Origin of the sequence: Lactobacillus sp. UMNPBX17 (assembly GCF_002553735.1) — a bacterium.
In the GTDB taxonomy this organism is placed as follows: Bacteria; Bacillota; Bacilli; order Lactobacillales; family Lactobacillaceae; genus Lactobacillus; species Lactobacillus gallinarum.
The window spans coordinates 1-24,453 of the sequence record NZ_PCYT01000002.1; the positions used below are offsets into that span (position 1 = coordinate 1).

The window sequence follows — 24,453 nt, forward strand, 5'->3', positions numbered from 1 at the left end:
TCGAATAAACAAACTAAAAAGACAATCAACACAGATTTAATTTATATAATACGAGAAGGAAAATACTATGGAAACAAGAAAATTAACTGTCTCTGGTTTAGTACAAGGCGTTGGCTTTCGCTGGAGCACTATGGCACTAGCAAATAAAATGAACATCCCTGGTACTGTTAAAAATAATTCGGATGGCACTGTTACTATTTACTTACAAAGTACTCCCGATAAAATTGATTATTTTATTGAAAAACTACCATCTGCATCAGGATTCGCTCATATTGAAAATATTGCACAAGAATCTATCCCAAATGTGGAACAAATGCATGATTTTCATGTATTATATTAGAGATGCATATTTTATTTACTATAGAAACTAAGTGGTGATTTATTTAATGAAGAAAATCAAAAAATATACGGGAGTCTTAGCACTTTTAGTAGTTACTGCTCTTGTATTAAGTGCTTGTGGTGCTACAAATAATCCTAATGTTGCACCTCATAGTGGCATTTATGGTTGGGTTTACCAATGGCTAGGCCGACCATTACAAAATATCATGATTCACACGGCTCATATGGTCGGTGGTGACAACGGCGCAGGTTGGGGTATTGTGATTATTACCGTCGTTGTTCGTTTAATCTTAATGCCTTTAATGCTTGTTCAACAAAACAAGAGTGTGCGTCAACAAGAAAAGATGGCTCGTTTGCAACCACAAATGAAGTTAATCCAAACTGCAATGAAGCATAAAGGAATTACTCCTCAACAACAAATGACCTTGTCAGGTTGGCAAAGAGAACTTTATTCTAAGAATGAAATGTCATTAACTGGCGGGATTGGTTGTTTGCCATTGATCATTCAGTTGCCAATTATGTGGGGAATTTATCAAGCGGTATTCTACTCACCACAATTGGCTCACTCAACTTTCTTTGGCATTTCACTTAGTCAAAAGTCAGTTGTGTTAGCGATTGTTGCGACTATCTTTACGGTAATTCAAGGATACATTTCATTAATCGGTATTCCTGAAGAACAAAAGAAGACCATGCAATCAATGATGATCTTCAACCCAATTATGACTTTATTCTTCAGTTTATCCTTCTCAGGCGCTTTAGCATTATACTGGGCAGCCGGTAACTTAGTAATGATTATTCAACAAATCATTGTTACCTTCATTCTTACACCTAGCGTTAAGAAACATGTGGCTGATGAATTAAAGGATAAGCCGGTTGAAATTGTAGTTACTAAAGAAAAAGTTGCCGATTTGTTTGATACTAATTCTGGTAATAGCACTACTAGTCAAGCAAAGAAGGAATTGCACCAAGACTTACGTAACCGCAATAAGGGTAAGCAAAAACGTAAATAATAAAATGGAGTCAGGATTTTTCCTGGCTTTTTTAATAAGGAAAAACTTTATGAACAGCAAAGAATTACTTAGTTTATTAGACAAGCATGATGTTACTTATCAGACATTTACTCATCCTGCGGTCTCAACCTGTGAAGAAGCAGACCAATATTTAAAAGATAGAACTTTCGCTAAATGTAAAAATCTTTTTATTAAAACGCGAGATAAAAAATCATATTTTTTAATAATGCTTCCTGAAAATAAAAAAATAGATTGGAAGAAAGCAGAAAAAGAATTATTTACTTCTAGTTTAACTATGGCTAATGAAGATGAATTAATGAACAAATTAAAGGTAAAAAGAGGTTTAGTATCTCCGTTCAGCCTTTTAAACGATCAGACTAATACAATTCCATTAGTCATTGATCAAGAAGCGATGGAAGAAAATAATTTTGTTGGTGTGCACCCTAATGACAATACTAAAACGATTAGTCTGCAATGGATCGATTTAACACGTATTTTGAGTAGCTATGGGCATTTGGTTGAAGAAAGAGCGTTTTAGATAGAAAAAAATTACGATTATAAACTAAAAAGAGATTGATATATCTAACTTTTTTATAACGCAGATATTCAATCTCTTTTACATTATTAAGGATTTATTCTTTAATTTTTCTTACGTTTATCATCTATCACCAAAGCCATTAATCCAGTTGCAGCAAGTAAAGAACCTAACATAATAGTCATAATACTATGTCTTTCTCCTGTTTGAGGTAATGTTTTATGACTTGATTCATTAACCACTTTGCTTTGTGTGCTGTTCTCACCATATGGTTTATAATCATTAGACCAGCTTTCCCCTTGTGGTACGTAGTTATTAGTCCAGCGATTATTTTCAGCATGTATCCCACTATTCTTATTCCATGATTGATGTTTCTTGTGAACAACATACTTTTTATCATTATATTTACCACTATCATATGGATCATTTCCTGGTAAATCTAAATATAGTTTATTACCATAAAAATGCATGTTTCCTGCTAAGGCATCTGTGACATCCTTTGCAGTGTCCGGATCAAAATACATACTTTGAGTTGGAAATGAATTCTGATTATTTAATTCATATATTTTAATCTTTGTGTCATGATTATTATAATTTACTTCTGAATCTGTCTTGGGGCAATTTGATATAGTAACCGTTTCATCACCAATACTTTTGCCTAGAGGATTAATATAAATAGTATGTATAAAAGTATTATTATCTAGATTAACTTTATCTATAAGGGACTGTAAAATAGTTTGTGTAAGGATGAATGATTCCTTAAATTAATTTCTGAAAACATTAGAAAAAGGAGTTCCTTTCTCGTATGATTGGATTGAACAAAAAAACAACATACAGAAAGAAGAACTCCTTCATGAATGATTTTACCAAAAATATGGCTCAAGCACTATTCAATCAAGACAAAGTTAATGATTTTTTGCGCAAGGAAATTCAAACTGCAGTTAATCAATTGCTTGAAGCTGAATTGACTGCCTTTTTAGGCTATGATCCTTATGCAAAAAGCGGATGGAACTCTGGCAATTCCAGAAACGGCATCTATTATCGCAAGGTTGATACGCAGTTTGGCCAGATCGAAATTCAGGTTCCAAGAGACAGAAACGGCGAATTTCATCAGCACACTCTGCCTGACTACAAGCAGCACTCGGACGTCCTGGAAAGCATGATTATCAAGCTTTATGCCAAAGGTGTCACTACCAGAGAAATAGCCGATCTGATTGAAAAGATGTACGGCAGCCATTACAGTCCGGCTCAGGTATCAAATATTTCCAAGCAAATGATTCCAAAGGTTGAAGCCTATCACAAACGCAAGCTTAGCGACAGGTTCTTTTGCGTTTATCTTGACGCAACGTATCTTCCGCTGTGCCGAGAAACGTTTGAGCGTGAAGCCGTCTATATTGCCATCGGCATCAGGCCCAATGGCCATAAAGAAGTAATCGACTACTGCATAGCACCCAGCGAAAACGTCGAAGTTTGGACTGAAATGCTTCAAAACATGAGATCGCGGGGTTTGAAGCAAGTCGAGCTTTTCTTGTCTGACGGCGTTGTCGGCATGAAAACAGCTCTGGCAAAGACTTATCCCAAAGCACATTTTCAGCGCTGCCTGGTTCATGTCATGCGCAATATTTGCAATAAAGTGCGTGTTGACGATCGTGAGACAATCATGAACGATTTCAAGCAGATTCATAGGCAGCCTAACAAGACAGCCGCTGTACAAACTCTTCATGCATTCTATGACAAATGGAACAAGGCATACAATCATGTCATTAGGAATCTAAAAGACATTGAGCCTGATCTATTGGTCTTTTACAACTATCCCAAACAGATCAGACCCTCAATCTATTCCACCAACATGATTGAATCCTTTAACAATGTCGTTAAACGCAAGGCAAAGCCCAAAGCAGAGTTTCCAAGCGAGCAGTCGCTTGATACTTTCATTGGCATTCAGGCAATAAGCTACAATGATCGCTACTTCAACCGAATCCATAAAGGCTTCGGCCAAGTGCAGGATACATTGGAATCCTACTTTGACTAAGAAAAAATTAAAAAATCAATTTACGAGAAAGATCTATTTACACAAACTATTTGACAGTTTCATCTATAAAGGCTTCACCATTTAGATTTGAATTTTCAGATTGAATATCATTATTAAATGTACGATACTTTACATTTACATCTTTACTATAAGTTTTCGATCCAATGTTTGTCTCAAGCTCTTGTTGTGAATCATTAGGGACATTTTTAGGATCGATAAATACAGGAATAGAAAGCGAAGCAGATATATCTTCCTTACCATCAATATTTGAAGTAAAAGTATAAAGAATATCTCTATCCGTCACCTTATTAGAAGTAGTAGCAATTATATCACCATCTTGATCCATTAAATCTGGTATACTACGTCCTTCTTCATGAGCATGATTATTCATAAAATTAGGATCAGTCGTACCATATAAATTCAGATTGTCACTAAAATGAATCTTAAAACCGTCACCACTTTTTACGGAATCATTAGGAAGTTTGAAAGAATAATTAGCTCTGAGTATATCTCCATTTTCTGGTTCAACATTTTGATTATCTTCAAGTGCTTTTCCTTTTGAATCAGTGATATTTGTCTTTACATCTTTATCCTTTATCCCCTGAAGCCCAACTTCATTCAAGTTAGCAGTTTTCTCTCTTGCATCTTTATTAACAACTATCTTGCTTGAATTTATTTCACTTTCTGGTGAAACAGAAGTATTAACTTTAACAACATTATCTTGCTATGTATTATCTGCCTTTAAAGTTGAAGTAGCAGTATCTGTTGAGACCTTACCTACTGTTTTTTGGTTTATATTTTGTTTTTCAACTTGAGTAGCGGGTTGGGAACGTCATCCGCAGCTTGCACTACATTACCACCATTATTTAAATAAAATACTGTTCCAATCAAAACGGAAGCTGCACCGATTGTAAGCTTTCTAATCGAAAACTTATCACTTTTTTTATTCATTTGCTTAAGTTTTTCATCAAAATTATTTTTTGACAACATGATTTAACCTCCCAGTACTCAAGTTTTGAATCAATAACAACGTTTATCTTTACAAAATTCATTCTAGTTCTTTTTTTAATGCGCATAAATTACTCTTTTTACATATCATTTAAAGCTTAGCCTTGTCTTGTGACTTTTGTGTACGCGTATTATATAATATTGTTTTGTTATTTCTGCTTAATTCTGTTTATGCTAAGAACACCGTAATTCCAGTGTTTTATTCAATATCATTAAAACTAGCGAGTACGCTATCTTAGCAATCCCTTTAATCATTTCTATTATTCAATAATATTTTTGTTATTTAATAATCAAATAATATATTTTTGCATACAAAAAGCATCAAGTTTTTCAAATCAACTTGATGCTTTTAATTATTTAAAATTAAATTACTATTTTTTCATTATTCCAAATTACTCTTTGGCAATTCAGAATTTTCATTTAATTTCTTCAATTTAGCAGCCTTCTTTTTAGAAAGAAGTGGGAAAGTTAACTTAAATTGACTTCCTTGTCCTTCAACAGACTCTACACTAATTTCACCATGATAGCTGTCTACAAGTTTATGGGCAATAGACAAGCCTAAGCCATTGCCGCCCTTTTCACGAGTTCTTGCCTTATCCACTCGGTAAAAACGATTAAAGATTTTCTTTTGATCTTCCTTAGAAATACCTTCACCAAAGTCTTGAACAATAATGTTAACTTCTTTTTTGGTTAACCCAGCAGAAACATTAATTTGCTTAAGATCGGTGGAATATTTAATCGCATTATCAATTAAAATCACTAGTAATTGTTCTAAATGACCGTGATATATTTGAATTTCGGTACCTTGAGGTAAATCATCCTCGTCAAGTCTAATTTCAAAATCAGGATGAACCATGGCTAGATCTGCGACTACTCGCTTAACTGTATCATAAACATTTGTTACTTCATGTGGATATTGTACATCAATTTGTTCAGCCCTAGTTAGATCAAGCATTTCTTGAATCAGATGTTTCATCCGGTCAGCTTCTTGCAAGGAGGCCTTAATTGATTCATCTAAAATCTGTGGATCATCTTTACCCCAACGTTCAAGCATATTCAAATGCCCTTCGATTACAGCCACAGGTGTGCGCAATTCATGCGAAACATCCCCTACAAACTGCTTCTGCTGTTCAATGTAGCTCTGCATTCTATCCAACATTTGATTAATCGAAGTGGCCAAATCTTCTAATTCATCATCACGATTTAATTCTTTAATTCGTGCTCCACTATTAGGATCCGCGTTAACTTCCTGGGCAACTTTAGACATCCGTTTAATCGGCTTAACAACATTGAATACCAAAATATATGAAGTCATTACAAACACAACAATCGCAATTATTGATATTGCAACCATTGAACGCAATAAGTTCTTCATCAAACTATTGTAATATGTCATATTGTTAGAAACTACAATATATCCTGTCAACTTATTGTTTACGGATGAATAAACTTTTTGATAAGTCAATAAAATTTGATGACCATTGCGTTTAATTATTTCATTTTTCTCTACTTCTTTAAACGGTTTGAATTTTGGTGTCACGTTTCCATTAGTAAAAACAATCTCACCATGTTTATTATAAACAGCCGCATTAATATCAGGATTAGAAATAGAAGCAATCAAATTATCGCTAAACGCATTATTAGTGGTGCCTTTATTGCTAATGACTGGCCCACCCTTTAGAATTCGTCTAGTAGCCGGAGAAAGAGATGGTATTACGTTAGATATCTGCAATTCATCTGGAATTGAACTTAACGTCCTATCTAGCGTAGTCACTACATTGCGCGATGTCTCTTGCTGCTGATCTAATGATTGCTGACTAACAATTTGATAAACAACGACTGAAAATATGACAAAAGAGACCGTAATCGTTAAAGCAACAATACTTACCCATCGCACAATTAACGATGAATGCTTGGTCTCTTCATTTTTATTCTTGGTCATCATCTTCATCTCTTACCATATAACCGGTACCACGAACCGTCTTAATGTAAGATGGTTGTCCTGGAACATCGATTTTATTGCGCAAGTAACGAACATAAACTTCTACAACGTTAGTTTCAATATTAGATTCTGGACCCCAAATCTTATTTAGCAATTGATCACGACTAACAACGTTATTCTTATTCTCAATTAAAGTCATTAATAAGTTGTATTCGCGCTTAGTTAAATCGATTGCCTTGCCATCTCCGCGGTGAACAATACGATTAGCAGTTTCAATTGTTAAATTCTTAAATTTCACAGTCTTTTGCTTAGCTACAGTAACCTTAGAAGCATCTTTTTCAATCTTTACTCGGCGCAAAACAGCACGTAAACGAGCAAGAAGTTCTTCAATTGCAAATGGCTTAACAATATAATCATCTGCACCATGATCCAAACCTGAAACGCGATCAATAACAGAATCACGTGCGGTCATCATAATAATAGGCGTAGTCTTCACCTGACGAACACGACGAGCAATTTCTAATCCATTCAGGTCCGGCAACATTAAGTCAAGCAGGATTGCATCAAAATCTTGATTAAGGGCATCTTCTAGTCCCTTACGACCATTGTTTTCTACTACAGTTTCATAATTCTCGTGTTGTAATTCCAACTCCACAAAACGAGCTAAATTTTTTTCATCTTCAATAATTAGAATTTTTGCCATGTTAATTCAATTCCTCATCGATCAATTTAGTTCTCTAAATACTAACAAATATATTAAAAAATGTCTTTATAATTAAAGGATACTTTAAAAGTGCCCTCAAAACAAGATAAAAAAACAATCAAAGCCAAAATTCTTTGATCGTTCTTAGTCAATTAGATAATCTTACTTTTTCTTATTATTCTCATTATTATCAAATAAAACCTTTAATTTGGCAAATGCAGGATTTACTTGATTTTTCTTTCCTTCTTCAAATGCTGATTCAGAAACTACTTCCCAGCCTTTACCCTCAGGATAGATATCCTTTTCCTTTTCTTCAGGAGTTAAAATTGTGGTCGGAATACTAAGTAACATATTATCTTCAATTGCTGTCTGTAAATCAATTACATCATTTTCAATTTTAACAATTGTATCATTATCTTCAAGTTCTTCTTTAGTTGGTTTTCGATCAAGATAATTTTCTGTAAAAGTAAAATCTTCATGGTATTTAACAGGCTGCAAGCTTCGACTTGATGGAACCACTAAATCAGCAGTAACATGAAAATTTCCAGTTACAAAAGGCTCTTGATAAAACAAATCTCCAGAAACATATACGTTTTTGGCATCAATTAAAAGATCCTTGCTTCTTTTGAAAAATTCTGGTCGCATTTCTACATCACGTTCAATATGTGTTAACGGCTCAGAACTATTTCTTATTCTAGAAAAACTAAGTTCTAACATATTACACCTCAATTGGTCGTTGACCAAAGTTTTGATCAACACCCATTATTTGTTCAAATAAACGATCTGTTCTAACTTGCAATGCAAGTGAACCGCTTTTAGCACTTCGCTTATCTACTTTAGAAATAATTTCAGTTTGAAAATCTTTTCGATTCTTCTTCAAATATTGACGTCCAATTTTACTAAATCCTAATAACATTAAGGATTCTTGATTGAAACTAGCAATCATATCATCTTGAGTAACATTTAAAAGCGTATAAAGGCTTAATCTACGCAAACGAGAATAAGTGTATCGTTTAGACTTAATCCTACGTAAAAATTCTGTGAAATCACGAGATAAATGAATTTCTTGTTTTATTTTATACTCTAAGCCTTCACTCATTTGATAAATTTGTCTTAAATCCTCAATTGAAGAAGATTCGATCCGATATTTTAAAAACGGATACAATAAATTCCAATTAGGATAAACTTGTTGCTTGCTCAGTTCAATTGCTTCGGCTTTAGGCATCCAGTATTTTAAATTACTCGTATCCTCACCATGGAGCAGTAAATTTCTAATAGCACTTGCGCTTTGGACTACGCCATTTCTTTGCAGAAGATCATCATGTCCCGCTCCAATTCGGTTAACAGGATGTAACTTCAGTGGTGAACCTAAATTATGATTTGCAACTGCATAGGCCAAACCCAAAATTGCATTAGGCTGATTAACCTCATGTCCTACCTCACGAGCTACCATCTGATTATACTGGGTTGAATAAGTCTGGCTGTAATCCTTAAAATCCATATGATTCTGGGGGATTTCAGCAATTCTACTGCCCAAATATGCAAAATTAAGGTTAGCATCTTCAACGCCGAAAACAAGATCAGTCACGCCTAATTTAGCTAATTGTTCAATATTGCCTAATGAAAATAAGTCTGCCGGTTCAACAGCGGTTGAAAAAGGCGTCTCAAAGACTAAATCTGCACCTGATTGAAGTGCTGCTTTAGCCCGTTGCCACTTACTCATAATCGCCATTTCTCCACGCTGCACATAATTACCAGACATCAAAACTACAATTGGATCATTCCCAGCAATTAACCGTGCTTGATTTAGCAAGAATTCATGACCACTATGAAAAGGATTAAATTCTGCAATAATCCCGACAACGCTCATTTTTATTAATCTTCCTTTAATTCAACTTGCTTACCATTAGCCCATAATTTTTCAAGATTATAAAATTCACGAGCTTCTTTGGTAAAGACATTAACTACTACATCGCCTAAATCAAGCAAAAGCCAATTTGAATCTCTAGTACCTTCAATACGGTAGTCACTATATTCATTTTCATGTGCTGCTTCTACAATTGAGTTAACAATAGCATGAAGTTGACGATTAGAACCAGCACTGGTAATTACATAATAATCAGCTAAAATACTAATACCGCGCATATCATAAGCTTCGGTATCTTCACCATGACGATCACTAATTGCTTTAGTTGTAAAATCTAAAATTTCTTGACTAGTCAAATTTTTTCTCCTTTATAAAACTATTTTGTACTCCAAACGTTATAAGCTTTTAAAGTACGTGGATAAACTTTATTTCTTTGTTCAATTAAAAAACTTAAAGTATGAGCCAGTTGGTAACCTACTCCCTTATCTAAATTGGCATAGGTTATTTTTCTAGCTTCGTCAACACCTAGGAAATCACGACCAGGCTCGATAAAATCCGCCATAAACACAATTTTGTCTAAGGTGGTCATTTCTACATCCCCAGTAGTATGACGGCGAATAGCAGTCAAAATCTCAGGATCTCGAATTTTCAAATCACGTTCTACAAAATATGTTCCAACGATTCCGTGCCAAATAGCGCGATTCCAATTAAGTAAATCTGGATCAAAATCTTGCTCTTTAATTACTTTAACATATTCTTCTACAGGCACTTGCTTTGCATAATCATGAACAAAACCTGCAAGTGCTGCTTTATCTTCATCATAACCATTCAATTTGGCTAATTTACGTGAAGTCTCACTAACTCGAACGCAATGCTGAAATCTTTTATCATCCATATTTGCCTTTTCCTTAGCAATAATTTCAGCGCTTGTTAATGGTGAATATGTCTTTTTAAAAATTAGTTTCGTCAAGATAAAGCCCCTTTTCCACAATATATTTTCTAACTGCTTCAGGCACTAAATATCTAATTGAAGTTCCAGTAGCTACAGAACGACGAATAGCAGTCGAGCTTAATCGAATATCGGGTGCATCTACCCAGATCATTGGATACTGCGGATCTTGCGGATAACCTGGGCGACGAATACCAACCAAGGTAACTAACTTAGCTAAAGTAGATGCTTCTTTCCAAGTATGGAAACTGTTTACCTGATCGCTACCCATGATTAAATAATAATTATTTTGAGGTGCTTTTTCTTTTAGATAACGCATTGTATCTACAGTATATGAAACACCTCCGCGGAATAACTCCAACAGCTTCACTCTAAATTTAGGATTATCTTTGGTTGCTAAATCAAGCATAGTTGCTCGATCTTTGGCTGAAGTTAGCGGTGCATTTTTATGTGGCGGAATATTATCTGGAATAAACCAAACTTCATCTAAACGCAATTTAGTCATTGCTTGTTCTGCAGCTACCAAATGGGCAATATGGACTGGATTAAAAGTACCACCCATAATTCCAATTTGCCGGCCTCTGCCCTTTTCCTGTTCTAATTCAGCTTTTTCTTCAACAGTTGGTGCTTCTTTTTCAATACATTTTGGATTAACCATACGCAAACCTCTAAATTAATGCACGACGAATACCCAAGCCAATACCATCTGGCGTATATGTCTTAACTAAACAGCCCTTTGGCACAGTTACAAAACCAATGCCTCCAAATAATAGGTCACTCTTAAATTCCGTTTTAAATTCTTTTCCCTTAAGTGGTGCCATTTTATCATCTGGAGATGGAGGTGCTAATAATTCGCCCTTATGTTTTTCATAAAACGCATCTGCATTGGCAGTTTTTGTTCGATGAACATACATGTTACGTGCTACATAAACTGTAAAACTAGTTGATTCACCTTTAAGGTAATCAATTCTACCTAATCCAGCCAAAAACAGAGTATTCCCTGGCAAAAGTTGGTAAGTAGCTGGCTTTAACGGTTTCTTAGGTGAGATCAATTCCAAATCCTTAGCATCTAGATGAGTGGCTAGTTGATTGTCTGTCATAATTCCTGGCGTATCAATCAAAAAATGTCCATTTTCAAGCGGAATTTCAATTTGATCTAAAGTAGTACCTGGAAAACGTGACGTTGTGATCAGATTTTGAATATCACCCATCATGTCAATGATTGCATTGATTAAAGTTGACTTACCGACATTAGTTGTTCCTACAAAGTAGACATCTTTATCTTGAGATTGGTCATTAATATATGAAATCAAACTTTCTAAATTTAATTTCTTTTTAGCAGAAACTAAGAAAATATCTTTAGGATAAAGCCCCATGCGATTAGCTTCTTGTCTCATCCAATCTTTAATTTTGCTTTGCTTAGAATTCTTAGGAAAAAGATCAAATTTATTTCCAACAAGAATAAAATCATTATTCCCTACAAAACGCTTTAAAGATGATAACAAAGAATTAGAAAAGTCGAATAGATCAACCACATTGACAATCAAAGCTTTTTTCTCAGCTAAAGAATTGAGCAAAGCCAAAAAGTCATCATTGTTTAAATCTACTGGCATAATTTCATTATAGTGACGTAATTTAAAACAACGTTGACAATAAACATCTGTATTTTCTTCATTTTTTGCTTTTTCAAGAGCGCTCTTTGGCAAATAACCCGCCTTTTGTGGATCATCAGACTGAAGAACTGCCCCACAGCCAATACAAATAATATCCTCATCCATTTTGCAAATTCTCCTTAAAGGTTACTCGATGTGATAAACCAAGAAAGAAAAAGATAATCTTTTCAAAAAAGCGATTAATTCGCGTATTCCATTTATCAGTTTCAACCAATGGTTTTACTAAAACAGTTTCTACTCCTGCTAAATTCCCGGCTTGCATATCAGTAATCAGCTGGTCACCAACCATCATTACTTGATCTTTAGCTAATTTCATCTCTTCGCGTTTACGCGTGATCGCAAAAGGTAACGGTTTGCGAGATTCAGAAACAAAATCAATATGATATGGATTTAATACCTTACCAACTCTTTCAGCATTATTATTGGAAATAACTACCAATTTAATATTAGCTTTAGCAAGTTTTTTATTAAAATTATCCATCTCTTTAGCAGTTTCAAACTTATTCCATGCAAGCAATGTATTATCTAAATCTGAAAAAACTGCTTTTATTCCCATTTCATTCAACTTGACGGGGTCCAAATTATAAATTGTATTTATTGTATATTTTGGTCTAAATAACATAAAAACTCTCCATTTTTTCTCATTCTCTATAATATCAAAAATGGAGTTGCATTAGAAATTTTTGTCTTAGAATATTTGCAAAATCATAAAAAATAAGGACCAGGAATATCTCCTGATCCTTATTCATAGTCATATTAGTTCAATGCCTTCTTAGCAGTTTCTGCTAATTGTGCAAAAGTCTTTGAATCGTTGTAAGCAATATCAGCTAACATCTTACGGTTCATGTCAACACCGGCTAACTTCAAGCCGTGCATTAACTTAGAATATGAAATATCATTTTGTCTTGCAGCTGCGTTAATACGAGCAATCCATAACTTTCTGAATTCGCTCTTACGTCTTCTACGGTCGCGGAATGCGTACTTGTATGAAACAAATAATTGAGTACTTGCGGCCTTAAATTGCATGTGCTTTGCGCCACGGTAACCCTTGGCAAGCTTCATGATCTTCTTACGACGTTGACGTGTTACAGTTCCACCTTTAACTCTTGGCATTTAAAATTCCTCCTACTATAGTCAGTTATTAAAGAACTAATAATTAGTGCATTTGAGCAAGCATTTGCTTAATACGCTTCATGTCGCTACGTGAAACCATAGCAGCCTTTCTCAAGTGACGACGTTGCTTCTTAGTCTTACCGTGGAAACGGTGACCAGTAAATGCGTGGTGACGCTTCAAGCCACCATTTGCAGTTCTCTTAAAACGCTTAGCAGAAGCGCGGTGTGTTTTCATCTTTGGCATATTTCTATTTCCTCCAATTAACTACTTTTTCTTTTTGTCCTTATCACTCTTAGGTGCTAACATCAAGAACATTGAACGGCCTTCCATCTTAGGCTTACTGATAACATTAGCAATATCTGAAGTTGCTTCAGCCATCTTTTCAAGAACTTGTTGACCTAATTCCTTGTGAGTGATGGCACGACCTCTAAAACGAATTGATACACGAACTTTAGCTCCTTCTTTAGAAACGAACTTACGAACATGCTTCAATTTAGTTTCGAAGTCGTTGCCTTCAATAGTTGGACTCAAACGAATTTCTTTGACACTAACTGTCTTGGACTTTTTACGGGATTCTTTAAGTTTCTTCTGTTGTTCGAAACGATATTTACCGTAGTCCATGATACGTGCTACAGGTGGTTTAGCATTAGGTGAAATAAGAACTAAATCTAAGCCAGCATCACTTGCTTTATGCAAAGCTTCATTCTTAGATACAACACCAACTTGCTGACCATCTTCATCAATTAAACGAACTTCGCGTGCACGAATTCTTTCGTTTAAGATTAAACTTCTTGGTATGATTATTCACCTCCGTGTTAATTTGAGGACAAGAAAAAGGCGGGATAAGAATCACCCGCCTTTAATCAACAGAAATTATCGATCAGCCCAGAGGTTAACTTAACTTAGGCGAGAAGCGGGAGCTTCTTCTTGTTCTCAACTAGGTGTATTATACGCGTTTAAACCAGCTGCGTCAATACATGATGTGTAATTATTTAGTTGCATCAAAAACATAATTATCAGGATAAAATTGCATCCGATATGCACGATATACATATGTCATATCTTTAGCACTATTAGTAATAGTCAAATTAAAGACTTGATTTCCATAGGCATCAACTTCAATTATATTGCTTTCTTTACCCTTATTTTTAAAACCAAAATTAATCAAAGTATTACCATTATTCAAGCGTTGTGCATAACCAATAACTTCGGTAAAGTTTTGTTTACCTAAATTCTTGCCATAACTCCAGACTTGTTTAATGGTCTTTTTCTTAGTATCAATTTGATATTCCGTAGCAGCAGAAAACTTGCTACTTTGCGTCTTATCACCGTTAGTAACAGCAATATTGTTATCGTAAAGCAGAACATTTAGTTTATTATTTTCTTCATTAAGAATATATACACCATGTTGTCCACCAGGATATTTAGTACCCGAACTTGGCTTTAACAAATACTTACGAAATGAACTAGGCCATTGACTTTCAGGTTTACTTGAAAAAATCCAATTAATTTTATTTGTTTGATAATTCATTGACCAGATCATATCTTGATTGCGGGCAGACAATAAAATGTTCCCCGTTTTATCATCATAACTAATCGTATTAATATGAAGCCAATCCATCAATCCTAAACCACTGCTAGTATTATCATTTGCTTTGATCTTGCTATTTTTATACATTGACTCAGGAAAAATCTTCTTAAAGTCGATTACCTTTACAATTTTTCCAGTATTAGGGTCAAGTTCAGCAATTGTATCTTCTACATATTTACTACCATCATGAACTGTTAATAACCAATTTCCGTTAGACATTTCTACTACATCATGATGTACTAGTGATACTCCTTCTCCAGAATAACTTTTACCTAATGTTTTATCGAAACTAAATTGACGATATACTCGCCCTAAATAGTCAGTTTCGACTAACATATTGTATTGTTCATCCCCAGATTTGATTTTATTGAACAATAAAATATGTCCATTATCTAACTGCTCAAAAATATGTTGATTCCAACGTAAATAATACCAACGTACTTCCCCATCACCATCAACCGCAAAAGTTTGTTTAGTACTTCTATTTAAAACAGTTAACTCATTTGAACCCAAATTCATCTTACTTTTATCATTGACAGTAACTTTAATTGGAAATTTACTAATCCAACTAGGTAATTTACTTGTTTTTATCTTGACTACCTTTACTTGTTTTTTACCTGCTTGATCAGTCATAGTAACTTCAACCGAATTATCATAACCAGCATAAAGACCAACTATTGGCACTTGATGATCAGCTTGATAGCCCTTTACTTTATTTTCAATTGTCGTATTTTCAGTTTTTCCTATTACTCGATAACTAATTTTAGCTGGCTTATCAGTATGAAAGACCATTAATGCCGTTAGCGGTGAATTTTCATACGGATTCACTTTAATATAAGGATTTTCCCAGGTATAATGCTGCTGTTTTACAATATTTGCATATTTAGCTGTTAATTTATCGTTATCTGAATTAGCTACCTTTTTGACACCTAAATTTTTAATAATTTGGCTGTCACTTAATTTAGTTTTTTGGGCATTAGTATTTTTCTTCTCTGCTGTTACAGTTTCAACTTGCTTATCATATAGCATCATAGCAGGCTCAATTAACATTAATGTCCCTAATGCTAATAAAAGCACAACCTTATTACTTTTCACAGAAATTCTCCTTTTTATAATAAAACAAACTTTTAAAAATTTATTTTAGTATCAAGATATTTCACAATAAAAGTAATATGCTATATGCTTTCTAATTTTTAATATTTTCTTGAACAAATTCCACTAAATTAATATTTGGATATTTATCTTTTATTTGTCTTACTAAGGCGTTTTTTCTCTTCTTAGATAGCGGCTTTTTTAACTCTATCAAAGTAATTTGCTTATTTTTATTATCACTAACTGCAGTAACAGAAGATATTGCAGAGGACAGTTTACGAATTTCTTGATTACGTTTTTCTTGTTCTTGTTGACGTTTTTCATCAGCTTGTTCTTGTTCATGCTGACGCTGATTAATAATATTATTTACTTGTCGATCTAATTGATTTTCTGCATTGGGATTAACCTGAGCTACTTGTACAATATTCAGTGAATAGCCTTTCAGGTCATATTTTGTTAAGTTTGCTTTAGCCACTTGAATTTTCTTAGCATTAATTTTATTACCTGAAACTGTAAGATTAATTATTTTTCCTTGCGTATCGACATTTTCTTTAATTAGATTAACATTGCCTAACTCATTAACAACAAGATTTTGAACATTTTGATCTACTAGAGTTTTATTCACCATCTGATTAGCTGATAAGATACTAGGAATAATTAAAATAATTACTACTAAAATTATCGCAAACTCTTTAAAGGTTGGCTTGCGTAAGAAAAACAACTTAGATTGCTTAGTAGAATAACTTAGCCATTTCATAATTTTTACACCCAAAAAAGCAGTCAAAATTATGAAAACACAATTAATCAAAAACAAATAACTTGATCCTAAAAAATATTTAAGATTGCCTGCTGCAATTGAATACCCTATCGTACAAGCTGGTGGCATTAAGGCTGTTGCAATCGCTACACCAGGTACGATATTATTTGCTTCTTTTTTACGTGCACCGATTATTCCAGCAACTCCTCCAAAAAACGCAATCATTACATCCCAAATCGTTGGTGAAGTTCGTGCAATAATTTCTTGGCTAGCATAAGTCAAAGGAGAAAAATGAAAATAAATTGTAGATGCAGCTAAACTAATAATAATTTCTGCTAATAATGAAATCGTTCCTTTACGCAGCAAAGTAACATCATATAAAGCAAGGCCTGTGCCAATTGCTAGCAGCGGTCCCATCAAAGGTGAAATTAACATTGCACCAATAATAGTAGCTGTTGAATTAACATTTAATCCAACACTTGCAATAAAAATTGCGCAAGTCAGAACAATCAAACTTTCAATATTCAAAGTTCCATCTGCACTAATCTTAGATAAAAATTGAGAAGTTAAATAATTTTTTCGCTGGCGTATTATCATCTTATTTAGTCTAATCCTCATGAAAAAAGCACTGAATTAAGATTTCAGTGCAAAATATAAAAATGTGATTGAATAATCAATAAAATTATTATAACCTATTTGACTAATTTTTTGCTCTTATAGCAATAATATAAAAATGAATTATCTGCTCCATTTCCTACTCTCAGTGCATCTACTTTATCATTATTACTTTTATCTTTTTTCTTTATAGCAACATAAGTGTGTCCTGAATCTGCTCTATCGCTAGATAGCCAGCCATTAGCAGCAAAACCTGGTGTTTTATGAAATTTGAAATCAGTAGCTTCATACTGAGAAGTACCAACCTTTTGAGCTAATTTATATCCTGATTTCTTATCAGCCTTAGCTAATTTTTTAGTCCACTTAATTGCTTTATTACTGCTCAACATTTTATACAATTTGATTTTATTAAATGTATGCGTTGTGATTTTAAGCTTCTTGATTTCGCCTTCATGCTTATAGTACCATGTTCCGCGAGTTTTCTTTGGCGTAGTAAATAAGTTCTTAGCTCCCCAGGATGCAGCATCCACTCTATTTTGACCCATTACAATAATAGCTAACATAAATAGCGCAGTTGTCATAAATATAATGAGTTTATTTTTCACGTTTATCACCTTCCCTTATATAACTGCTATTTTCATTATTTCATTAAAATATTTCATAAAAGTTAAAGGCGATTACATTTTTTTTACTTCTTACTTACAAACGTAAAAAATCAATTACATTAGTTTTACCAACAAAAAAAACGTATGCAATAAAGCCGTCTTAATTAGACCTAGCATAGCATACGTTTTTTATTTTATTTTTTAATTATATTAATTAATTTTCTCTTGAGTATGACTTAACATCTGCATCAATTTCGTTAATGAAGTCATCAAGACTCTTAGAAATTTCTTCGTCAGTACCGTAACGACGTACGTTAACCTTACCTGACTTCATTTCTTCATCACCTAATACCAAAGTGTAAGGTACCTTTTGGGTTTGTGATTCACGAATCTTGTAACCCATCTTTTCGTTTCTGTCATCAACTTCTACTCTGAAGCCGCGCTTAGCAAGTTCTGCACGAACCTTTTCAGCGTATTCGCCGTGAGCTTCGTTGTTAACTGGAATAATTTCAGCTTGAACTGGAGCAAGCCAAGTTGGGAATGCACCCTTGTAAATTTCAGTTAAGTAAGCAATGAATCTTTCCATAGTACCAACAATACCACGGTGAATCATAACTGGACGGTGTTCTTCCCCATCTTGACCAACGTAAGTTAAACCAAATCTTTCTGGAAGCATGAAGTCAAGTTGGATAGTTGACATAGTTTCATCATTACCCAAAGCAGTCTTAGTTTGAATATCAAGCTTAGGACCGTAAAAGGCTGCTTCACCTTCAGCTTCAACATAGTCAAGGCCAAGGTCATCCATCGCACCTTTAAGCATCTTTTGACTTCTTTCCCACATTTCGTCGTTTGCAAAGTACTTGTCAGTGTTCTTTGGATCACGGTATGAAAGTCTGAAGTAGTAATCAGTAATATCGAAGTCCTTGTATACGTCCATGATCAACTTCAAGATCTTAGCAAATTCAGTTTGAACTTGATCAAGTGCTACGAATGTGTGACCATCGTTCAAAGTCATTTCACGTACACGTTGAAGACCTGACAAAGCACCTGATTTTTCGTATCTGTGCATCATACCAAGTTCTGCAACACGAAGTGGAAGATCACGGTATGAACGAATGTGGTGCTTAAAGATTTGAATATGTGAAGGACAGTTCATTGGACGAAGTTCAAGCATTTCGCCATCACCCATGTCCATTGGTGGGAACATGTCATCACGGTAGTGTGCCCAGTGACCTGAAGTCTTGTAAGCATCAAGGTTCATAAGTACTGGAGTGTAAACGTGTTGGTAACCGTCAGCTACTTCACGGTCAATGATGTAGCGTTCAACAACACGACGAATAGTAGCACCCTTTGGCATCCAGTAAGGAAGACCTGCACCAACCTTAGGGTCAACGAAGAAGAGGTCAAGGTCACGACCGATAGTTCTGTGGTCACGTTCCTTAATTTCTTGACGGCGCTTAAGATCAGCCTTTAAATCAGCTTCCTTAAAGAATGCAGTACCAAAGATTCTTTGAAGCATTGGGTTTGATGACTTACCTAACCAGTAAGCACCAGCTACTGACAATAACTTAAATTGCTTAATCTTGCCAGTGTTTGGAAGTAAAGCATCAAAACCAAAGTCAACAAAATCGCCAAGCTTGTAAGCATCAACAGTATTGCCTTCAACCTTAGCAAGAAGTTCGCTCTTGAACTTATCATTCTTGTAAAGGTCTTCAAGTTCTGATTTAGCAATTTGAACGTGTTCAATCTTTTCACCGTTCTTAATTACCTTTTGCATAGCTTTTTCAAGCTTTGGTAATTCACCAACTTTAATTTGGTCATCTTTATCGGTGTCAACGTAGAAACCACCTTCATCGGCAACATGTTCACCTAAACGAAGTTCAGGATATTCACGCTTAGCTACAGCTTCAAATACAAAAGCAGCAGTAGCACGTAAAACGTCTAAGCCCTCTTCATCTTTATCAGTAATAATAGCAACTTCGCTATCACTATCAAGCTTGAAGTCAAGTGGCTTAATTTCACCATTAACCTTACCAGCAACAGCAGCTTTACCAAGTGAAGTTGCAATGTTGTGAGCTAAGTCAGCAATAGTTAAACTTTCTTCAAAATCTTTCTTTGAGCCATCAGGCAAAGTGATTGAAAAACTCATATTTTCCTCCAGAAAAAATATAATAAAAAAAGTCCCAGTGCGAGAATGCACTGGGACGTTAATTAGCGTGGTTCCACCCAAAATTCAGGTTAGCGTAATCTAACCTCTTTACGGATTGATAAAGGCATCCAACCTAATATTAATAACTTTGAGAATAAGCGATTGGGGTAACTTTCTAATGAAGAACTTCCAGAACAAGGTTCTTCTCTCTGAATCGAAAGCTGTCATGTCTCGCTTAATTAACTCTCATTATACGCACGAAACTTTTAGATGCAAGACCTTTTTTAAAATTAATGCAAAGAATTTCTTCGATCGGGTCCAGAAACCACAACTTCTTTAGCTAAAAAACGTACTCGCTGCATAAGTCTCCTAGCCTTTACTGGATCAGTCGCATTACGTGTTTCTTCAAAATGAGATTCTAATGCTTCCATGTCAAGATTAGATGAGAAAAATGTTGGTAAAACATTATCCATCCGAGCTTGTAAAATTACACCCAATACGTCATCTCGTGACCATTGACTAAGACTCTCAGCACCAATATCATCTAAAATCAATAAATCACATTCAGACAAACGGCGAATTTCACTTTGCAAACTATTGTCGTCAAAATGACTTGCTAATCCGGCTATAAAAGTTGGCACATGCAAGAACACAACATTTTTATTCATATTCGTGACCACATAATTAGCTAATCCTGCTAAAATATATGTCTTACCAACACCAAAATCACCTGACAAATATAGTCCCTGAATATGCGGATTTTGCTTATATTTTCTTAAAAAGTCGTAGATCAAAGTTAAAACTTGTTTACGATCATCATTTACATCAATTTCACTCAAACTCACATCATGAAGACGAGTCGGAACATCGATTAGTTGTAATCTTCGCTCGGCAGCTTGCTTGCGATCTTGAGCTAATTTTGCCTTAGTTGGCACATACCGAATATCAATTACTTTACCATTCAAAAATAATTGGGGAGCATACCCTGCCATCACCTTACTTGCAGTATGCTTTTGAGAATAATACTCATACAAGTTAGATATACTATTTCGAATCATCTTTTGATCAATTTTATCTGCATTTGCATGAATAAATGACTGCACATCAGGATCACGCAAGGCTTGTTCTATCAAAGATTGTTCATCACCCAGATTACGCTCTTTTACAATCTTTTTAATTACATTGCCAATTGGCTCCATTTTTTCACCTACTTCCAATTATCTTTGAATCCTATTTATTATTTAAATCTTTAAATAAATTCTTCAATTGCTCGGTAGAAATGCCAGCATCCCTATCAGCCTTTTTCTTACTCCAATCAGTGCCTTTTTCGACTCGCTTTTGATAAGTTCGAACAGATTTTTTCTTACCAAAGCTATTGCGCCGCTTTTTCACATATTGCAAAGCCTGTACGGCTGTAGCCACGCCATGTTGCAGCCAGTCATTGGCAATCTTATAAGCCAAATTAGAACTAACCACTGTGTCATAAGTAAGACATGTATAGGTCAAAATGTTGATTAAGTCTTCAGGCAACCCATACTGGGTGTGCAAATTATTAATAATCTGCTTCTCATTGGCACTAGTTATACCGCCTTTTTGCGTTTTTATTTTATACAAAAATTCAGCGGGTGAACTCTCATTAGCTGCTTTTAACAGCTTTTTATCATGGTCATCCATATCTTTAATCACAGCTAATGCCTTTTTTTGCCCTTCATTTAACTGCTTTTGTACATTTTCTCTAGTATTAGCCCTCTTATAATTTTCCGCTAAAGTATTGCTAATGTCATGCATATTTAAGCTATATGAGCCATGAAGACATGGCAAGCTTTCATCTACAAATTCTTTTTCTGATAAGCCATACGTTTGGATTAAACCACGAATTTGATCTTTATTAAGGTCAATTTCACTAGCTGGAATTTGATAGCGATTATACTCCTGCTTGATAAAATCCCAATCAATACTATCGTGATCATTCACCTTGGCAGTTTCAACTTCATGAATCTTATTTTCTTGTGCGGCTTGAACCACATCACTAGACGGAGTGATTGCTTCATCCCCAGGTAAACGAAAAACATCAAAAAAGTTTGCTGACACGTCTTTAGCATTTTTAATAGGTTTTTCCCTTAATTTTGCTTCTTGAGCAAAAGCATGACTTAAATCATGAAAGGTTGATACACCAACCTTTTCTTTTAATAAACTAGCTAAAAGTGGCGTCGCAAAAAATTTGTCTGCAGCTGGAACTTGCAGCAATTTAAAAACTAAAACATTATTGAATACATTATCAGACAAAAGTGTTTGGACTAATCCCACAGCCTCTAATTTATGCAATGAATCAAATAATTGTTTCAAGCTGCAATCCAATTGCTCTTGCAATGAATATATCCCCTTCGAGTCGGAAATTATGCCATACGGATCATAATTTTGAATCAAAGTCTGATATAGCGCTACTGCTACTGCACCTACTAACGGTTGATATAATTTGATTAAAACTTTTTCATCTTCGGGAAAAAGCTTCACACGATTGGCTACATAATAAAGATGTTTGGGATCAGACGTCTCAAACATGACTAATTGCCCTTACCTTTCTTAGCCATCATGTCTTCCATAGTCTTCATGAAGCTAGACATATCTTTAAATTCACGATAAATAGATGCAAAACGAATGTAAGCCACATCATCAAGATCAGCCAATTCATCCATAACGTATTGACCAATCTTCTTAGATGAAATTTCACTAATGCCTTGCTTTCTTACTTTATTTTCAACATGATCAACCAATTGCTCAAATTGCTCACTGCTAATTGGTCGTTTCTGTCCTGCAGCCATTACACCATGCAAGATTTTCTTGCGATTAAATGGTTCACGCGTACCGTCATTTTTAATTACAAGTAACGGAGTTGTTTCTACTCTTTCAAAAGTTGTAAAACGAAAACCACAATTTTCACACTCTCTGCGTCGTCTGATTGCACGGTTTTCATCACTAGGACGTGAATCAATAACGCGGGAGGCATTTTGATGACAATTTGGACATTCCATAGCTATCCCTCTTCTTTGATCTTAATTAATATCTGTTCTAGTTTATTTTCTAATTCTTTTATTGTACCAGTATTTGCCACTACAAAATCGGCCATTTTTTCTTTTTCAGCTAATGGCATCTGACTATTAATCCGCATTCTTGCTTCCTCGTCAGATAGATTATTACGCTTTTTTAAACGTTCAATCTGTATTTGCTCAGGAAGGGTAATCACTAAAACTCCATTAGCTACATGTTTTTTATCCAATCCCGCTTCAAAATACACTGGTGCATCTAAAATAACAAGAGCAAAATTCTGATATTCTTTTATCTTTGCTACTGTTTTATCGAAAATTAACGGATGCGTCAACTGATTTAATTCAGACAAGGCTCTTTTATTACTAAAAACTAATTGCCCTAATTTTTTACGATTTATTGTTTGGTCTGAATTTAAATATTCTACCCCAAAATGATCTTTAATCACTTGCCAAGATGCATTGCCGGGTTTCATCAGTTCGTGGGCAATTTGATCACAGTCAATAATCGGAATGTTTTTCTTTTTAAAAAAATCATCAGCAGTACTTTTACCGGTGGCAATTCCACCTGTTAATGCTAAGACATAACTCATTTATAAATCACCTGACAATGAGGACAAAAAGTGGTTCCCCGACCATTAACCTTAATTTTTTCAAATTTAGTACCACAAACTGGACAGGGCTCACCTACATGACCGTAAACTTGCAATTTACTTTGAAAGCCACCAACTTGTCCATTCGCATTCAAAAAGGAATGAACTGTAGTACCTTGCAGCTTAATTGCTTCGGCAATAATTTTATTAATCTGATCATGTAATTCAGATACTTTTTCCACAGGAATTTTATTGGCCTGACTTAAAGGATGAATCTTGGTTCGCCAAAGAACCTCATCAACATAAATATTACCTAGACCAGCTACTAATGATTGATCAAGCAAAGTGTTTTTGATATTTTTCTTCTTACGCTTTAAGCCATTGATTAAATATTCTGAAGTAAATTTAGAACTATTTGGTTCTACTCCAAGCTTACCAATCCCTGTAGTTTGTCTTTCGGTGCCAGTTAAAATTAGCTGCATCCGCCCAAATTTGCGCACATCATTATACCGCAATGCTGTTCCATCAGTAAAAACAAACTCAACGTGATCGTGTTTATCCTTAGGCGCAGCAGACGCAGTTAAATGATACTTTCCTTCCATTCGCAAATGAGAAACAATCGTTAAATTATCACTCAAGCGAATAAGCAAATACTTGGCGTAGCGATCAATATCGATAATCTTTTTACCAGGCAATTCAGATAAAAATTTTTCATGATCAGTCGCCACAATTTTTGGATACCACAAAATCACTTTTTTAATAGTTTTTCTCTTAACTAAAGGAAGCAGCGTTCTTCGAACTGTTTCAACTTCAGGCATTTCAGGCATCTAATCAC

At 34.7% G+C, this 24,453-nt stretch carries 28 protein-coding genes and 1 other annotated feature; of the genes, 4 read left to right on the forward strand and 24 right to left on the reverse strand.

Going from position 1 to position 24,453, the window contains the following annotated elements:
• Positions 1 to 67 precede the first annotated feature (67 nt).
• Genes CP368_RS00525 through CP368_RS00535 form a run of 3 tightly spaced genes read left to right on the forward strand, consistent with a single transcriptional unit; the run spans position 68 to position 1,887 of the window.
• Complete coding sequence (locus CP368_RS00525) at positions 68 to 340, forward strand: acylphosphatase (protein WP_098036819.1); 273 nt, start codon at positions 68 to 70, stop codon at positions 338 to 340.
• Positions 341 to 386: 46 nt separating this feature from the next.
• Positions 387 to 1,349, forward strand: a complete 963-nt coding sequence (gene yidC, locus CP368_RS00530; protein WP_087176477.1) for a membrane protein insertase YidC — start codon at positions 387 to 389, stop codon at positions 1,347 to 1,349.
• A gap of 49 nt (positions 1,350 to 1,398) precedes the next feature.
• Positions 1,399 to 1,887, forward strand: coding sequence for a YbaK/EbsC family protein (locus CP368_RS00535; RefSeq protein WP_098044102.1), 489 nt, complete (start codon positions 1,399 to 1,401; stop codon positions 1,885 to 1,887).
• Between the two features lie 101 nt (positions 1,888 to 1,988).
• Here the strand turns inward: CP368_RS00535 and CP368_RS10675 are convergent, their stop codons facing one another.
• On the reverse strand, positions 1,989 to 2,633 hold the full coding sequence (locus CP368_RS10675) for a fibrinogen-binding adhesin SdrG C-terminal domain-containing protein (protein WP_369822566.1): 645 nt from the start codon (positions 2,631 to 2,633) through the stop codon (positions 1,989 to 1,991).
• Positions 2,634 to 2,737: 104 nt separating this feature from the next.
• Here CP368_RS10675 and CP368_RS00550 point away from each other — a divergent pair, with 104 nt between their 5' ends.
• Complete coding sequence (locus CP368_RS00550) at positions 2,738 to 3,916, forward strand: IS256 family transposase (protein ID WP_040457022.1); 1,179 nt, start codon at positions 2,738 to 2,740, stop codon at positions 3,914 to 3,916.
• Positions 3,917 to 3,962: 46 nt separating this feature from the next.
• Here the strand turns inward: CP368_RS00550 and CP368_RS00555 are convergent, their stop codons facing one another.
• From CP368_RS00555 to mutM, 23 genes are all read right to left on the reverse strand, one after another.
• Positions 3,963 to 4,538, reverse strand: a complete 576-nt coding sequence (locus CP368_RS00555) for an Ig-like domain-containing protein (protein ID WP_098045618.1) — start codon at positions 4,536 to 4,538, stop codon at positions 3,963 to 3,965.
• A gap of 170 nt (positions 4,539 to 4,708) precedes the next feature.
• Positions 4,709 to 4,906 carry a YSIRK-type signal peptide-containing protein gene (locus tag CP368_RS00560; protein ID WP_098045619.1) on the reverse strand — a complete coding sequence of 66 codons (198 nt, stop codon included), beginning with the start codon at positions 4,904 to 4,906 and terminating at the stop codon, positions 4,709 to 4,711.
• A 400-nt stretch (positions 4,907 to 5,306) separates the two neighbouring features.
• Positions 5,307 to 6,875, reverse strand: a complete 1,569-nt coding sequence (locus CP368_RS00565) for a HAMP domain-containing histidine kinase (protein ID WP_098045620.1) — start codon at positions 6,873 to 6,875, stop codon at positions 5,307 to 5,309.
• Positions 6,853 to 7,569 carry a response regulator transcription factor gene (locus CP368_RS00570; RefSeq protein ID WP_087176673.1) on the reverse strand — a complete coding sequence of 239 codons (717 nt, stop codon included), beginning with the start codon at positions 7,567 to 7,569 and terminating at the stop codon, positions 6,853 to 6,855. The genes CP368_RS00565 and CP368_RS00570 overlap by 23 nt, the downstream gene beginning before the upstream one ends.
• Before the next feature lie 162 nt (positions 7,570 to 7,731).
• Complete coding sequence (locus CP368_RS00575; protein ID WP_098045621.1) at positions 7,732 to 8,286, reverse strand: DUF177 domain-containing protein; 555 nt, start codon at positions 8,284 to 8,286, stop codon at positions 7,732 to 7,734.
• A gap of 1 nt (position 8,287) precedes the next feature.
• Entirely contained in the window at positions 8,288 to 9,439 is a 1,152-nt protein-coding gene (locus CP368_RS00580) for a nucleotidyltransferase (RefSeq protein ID WP_098045622.1), read from the reverse strand.
• 5 nt (positions 9,440 to 9,444) lie between these two features.
• A complete protein-coding gene (gene rsfS / locus CP368_RS00585) occupies positions 9,445 to 9,792 on the reverse strand; it encodes a ribosome silencing factor (protein ID WP_025005322.1) in 348 nt (115 codons plus the stop codon).
• Between the two features lie 20 nt (positions 9,793 to 9,812).
• A complete protein-coding gene (yqeK, locus tag CP368_RS00590) occupies positions 9,813 to 10,406 on the reverse strand; it encodes a bis(5'-nucleosyl)-tetraphosphatase (symmetrical) YqeK (protein WP_056945533.1) in 594 nt (197 codons plus the stop codon).
• On the reverse strand, positions 10,387 to 11,043 hold the full coding sequence (locus CP368_RS00595) for a nicotinate-nucleotide adenylyltransferase (protein ID WP_025005321.1): 657 nt from the start codon (positions 11,041 to 11,043) through the stop codon (positions 10,387 to 10,389). The genes yqeK and CP368_RS00595 overlap by 20 nt, the downstream gene beginning before the upstream one ends.
• Positions 11,044 to 11,053: 10 nt before the next feature.
• The gene (yqeH, locus tag CP368_RS00600; RefSeq protein ID WP_087363261.1) at positions 11,054 to 12,163 is read right to left on the reverse strand and encodes a ribosome biogenesis GTPase YqeH; all 1,110 of its coding nucleotides are present in this window, start codon (positions 12,161 to 12,163) and stop codon (positions 11,054 to 11,056) included.
• Positions 12,156 to 12,680, reverse strand: a complete 525-nt coding sequence (locus CP368_RS00605; RefSeq protein WP_087176669.1) for a YqeG family HAD IIIA-type phosphatase — start codon at positions 12,678 to 12,680, stop codon at positions 12,156 to 12,158. The genes yqeH and CP368_RS00605 overlap by 8 nt, the downstream gene beginning before the upstream one ends.
• A gap of 134 nt (positions 12,681 to 12,814) precedes the next feature.
• Positions 12,815 to 13,171 (reverse strand): 50S ribosomal protein L20, encoded by a 357-nt coding sequence (rplT, locus tag CP368_RS00610; RefSeq protein ID WP_005719897.1) that lies wholly within the window; start codon positions 13,169 to 13,171, stop codon positions 12,815 to 12,817.
• A gap of 43 nt (positions 13,172 to 13,214) precedes the next feature.
• Complete coding sequence (gene rpmI / locus CP368_RS00615) at positions 13,215 to 13,415, reverse strand: 50S ribosomal protein L35 (RefSeq protein WP_014918452.1); 201 nt, start codon at positions 13,413 to 13,415, stop codon at positions 13,215 to 13,217.
• Positions 13,416 to 13,436: 21 nt separating this feature from the next.
• Positions 13,437 to 13,970: a translation initiation factor IF-3 gene (infC, locus tag CP368_RS00620; RefSeq protein ID WP_098044107.1), complete on the reverse strand. Its 534-nt coding sequence runs from the start codon at positions 13,968 to 13,970 to the stop codon at positions 13,437 to 13,439.
• 25 nt (positions 13,971 to 13,995) lie between these two features.
• Positions 13,996 to 14,107: a sequence feature (ribosomal protein L20 leader region), on the reverse strand.
• 53 nt (positions 14,108 to 14,160) lie between these two features.
• Positions 14,161 to 15,858, reverse strand: coding sequence for an aryl-sulfate sulfotransferase (locus CP368_RS00625; RefSeq protein WP_087176668.1), 1,698 nt, complete (start codon positions 15,856 to 15,858; stop codon positions 14,161 to 14,163).
• A 91-nt stretch (positions 15,859 to 15,949) separates the two neighbouring features.
• Entirely contained in the window at positions 15,950 to 17,209 is a 1,260-nt protein-coding gene (locus tag CP368_RS00630) for a DUF389 domain-containing protein (RefSeq protein ID WP_087235666.1), read from the reverse strand.
• Between the two features lie 95 nt (positions 17,210 to 17,304).
• Entirely contained in the window at positions 17,305 to 17,841 is a 537-nt protein-coding gene (locus CP368_RS00635; RefSeq protein WP_087176666.1) for a hypothetical protein, read from the reverse strand.
• 205 nt (positions 17,842 to 18,046) lie between these two features.
• Complete coding sequence (thrS, locus tag CP368_RS00640; RefSeq protein ID WP_098045623.1) at positions 18,047 to 19,981, reverse strand: threonine--tRNA ligase; 1,935 nt, start codon at positions 19,979 to 19,981, stop codon at positions 18,047 to 18,049.
• Positions 19,982 to 20,271: 290 nt separating this feature from the next.
• The gene (gene dnaI / locus CP368_RS00645) at positions 20,272 to 21,180 is read right to left on the reverse strand and encodes a primosomal protein DnaI (RefSeq protein WP_087235664.1); all 909 of its coding nucleotides are present in this window, start codon (positions 21,178 to 21,180) and stop codon (positions 20,272 to 20,274) included.
• 31 nt (positions 21,181 to 21,211) lie between these two features.
• Complete coding sequence (locus CP368_RS00650; RefSeq protein WP_098044109.1) at positions 21,212 to 22,543, reverse strand: replication initiation and membrane attachment family protein; 1,332 nt, start codon at positions 22,541 to 22,543, stop codon at positions 21,212 to 21,214.
• Positions 22,544 to 22,545: 2 nt separating this feature from the next.
• Positions 22,546 to 23,013: a transcriptional regulator NrdR gene (gene nrdR / locus CP368_RS00655; RefSeq protein ID WP_098044110.1), complete on the reverse strand. Its 468-nt coding sequence runs from the start codon at positions 23,011 to 23,013 to the stop codon at positions 22,546 to 22,548.
• Positions 23,014 to 23,015: 2 nt separating this feature from the next.
• Positions 23,016 to 23,618, reverse strand: coding sequence for a dephospho-CoA kinase (gene coaE / locus CP368_RS00660; RefSeq protein WP_098045624.1), 603 nt, complete (start codon positions 23,616 to 23,618; stop codon positions 23,016 to 23,018).
• Positions 23,615 to 24,445: a DNA-formamidopyrimidine glycosylase gene (mutM, locus tag CP368_RS00665; RefSeq protein ID WP_098045625.1), complete on the reverse strand. Its 831-nt coding sequence runs from the start codon at positions 24,443 to 24,445 to the stop codon at positions 23,615 to 23,617. Before mutM ends, coaE begins: the two co-directional genes overlap by 4 nt.
• Between the last annotated feature and the right edge of the window lie 8 nt (positions 24,446 to 24,453).

What these genes read in the sequence shown, in the direction of transcription:
- mutM (WP_098045625.1), bottom strand. Translation starts at nt 24,445, where the DNA reads ATGCCTGAAATGCCTGAAGTTGAAACAGTTCGAAGAACGCTGCTTCCT.
- thrS (WP_098045623.1), bottom strand. Translation starts at nt 19,981, where the DNA reads ATGAGTTTTTCAATCACTTTGCCTGATGGCTCAAAGAAAGATTTTGAA.
- rplT (WP_005719897.1), bottom strand. Translation starts at nt 13,171, where the DNA reads ATGCCAAGAGTTAAAGGTGGAACTGTAACACGTCAACGTCGTAAGAAG.
- dnaI (WP_087235664.1), bottom strand. Translation starts at nt 21,180, where the DNA reads ATGGAGCCAATTGGCAATGTAATTAAAAAGATTGTAAAAGAGCGTAAT.
- yqeH (WP_087363261.1), bottom strand. Translation starts at nt 12,163, where the DNA reads ATGGATGAGGATATTATTTGTATTGGCTGTGGGGCAGTTCTTCAGTCT.
- CP368_RS00535 (WP_098044102.1), top strand. Translation starts at nt 1,399, where the DNA reads ATGAACAGCAAAGAATTACTTAGTTTATTAGACAAGCATGATGTTACT.
- yidC (WP_087176477.1), top strand. Translation starts at nt 387, where the DNA reads ATGAAGAAAATCAAAAAATATACGGGAGTCTTAGCACTTTTAGTAGTT.
- CP368_RS00525 (WP_098036819.1), top strand. Translation starts at nt 68, where the DNA reads ATGGAAACAAGAAAATTAACTGTCTCTGGTTTAGTACAAGGCGTTGGC.
- CP368_RS00570 (WP_087176673.1), bottom strand. Translation starts at nt 7,569, where the DNA reads ATGGCAAAAATTCTAATTATTGAAGATGAAAAAAATTTAGCTCGTTTT.
- CP368_RS00560 (WP_098045619.1), bottom strand. Translation starts at nt 4,906, where the DNA reads ATGTTGTCAAAAAATAATTTTGATGAAAAACTTAAGCAAATGAATAAA.
- nrdR (WP_098044110.1), bottom strand. Translation starts at nt 23,013, where the DNA reads ATGGAATGTCCAAATTGTCATCAAAATGCCTCCCGCGTTATTGATTCA.
- CP368_RS00565 (WP_098045620.1), bottom strand. Translation starts at nt 6,875, where the DNA reads ATGAAGATGATGACCAAGAATAAAAATGAAGAGACCAAGCATTCATCG.
- CP368_RS00650 (WP_098044109.1), bottom strand. Translation starts at nt 22,543, where the DNA reads ATGTTTGAGACGTCTGATCCCAAACATCTTTATTATGTAGCCAATCGT.
- CP368_RS00595 (WP_025005321.1), bottom strand. Translation starts at nt 11,043, where the DNA reads ATGGTTAATCCAAAATGTATTGAAAAAGAAGCACCAACTGTTGAAGAA.
- CP368_RS00630 (WP_087235666.1), bottom strand. Translation starts at nt 17,209, where the DNA reads ATGATAATACGCCAGCGAAAAAATTATTTAACTTCTCAATTTTTATCT.
- CP368_RS00550 (WP_040457022.1), top strand. Translation starts at nt 2,738, where the DNA reads ATGAATGATTTTACCAAAAATATGGCTCAAGCACTATTCAATCAAGAC.
- coaE (WP_098045624.1), bottom strand. Translation starts at nt 23,618, where the DNA reads ATGAGTTATGTCTTAGCATTAACAGGTGGAATTGCCACCGGTAAAAGT.
- CP368_RS00605 (WP_087176669.1), bottom strand. Translation starts at nt 12,680, where the DNA reads ATGTTATTTAGACCAAAATATACAATAAATACAATTTATAATTTGGAC.
- CP368_RS00575 (WP_098045621.1), bottom strand. Translation starts at nt 8,286, where the DNA reads ATGTTAGAACTTAGTTTTTCTAGAATAAGAAATAGTTCTGAGCCGTTA.
- rpmI (WP_014918452.1), bottom strand. Translation starts at nt 13,415, where the DNA reads ATGCCAAAGATGAAAACACACCGCGCTTCTGCTAAGCGTTTTAAGAGA.
- CP368_RS00580 (WP_098045622.1), bottom strand. Translation starts at nt 9,439, where the DNA reads ATGAGCGTTGTCGGGATTATTGCAGAATTTAATCCTTTTCATAGTGGT.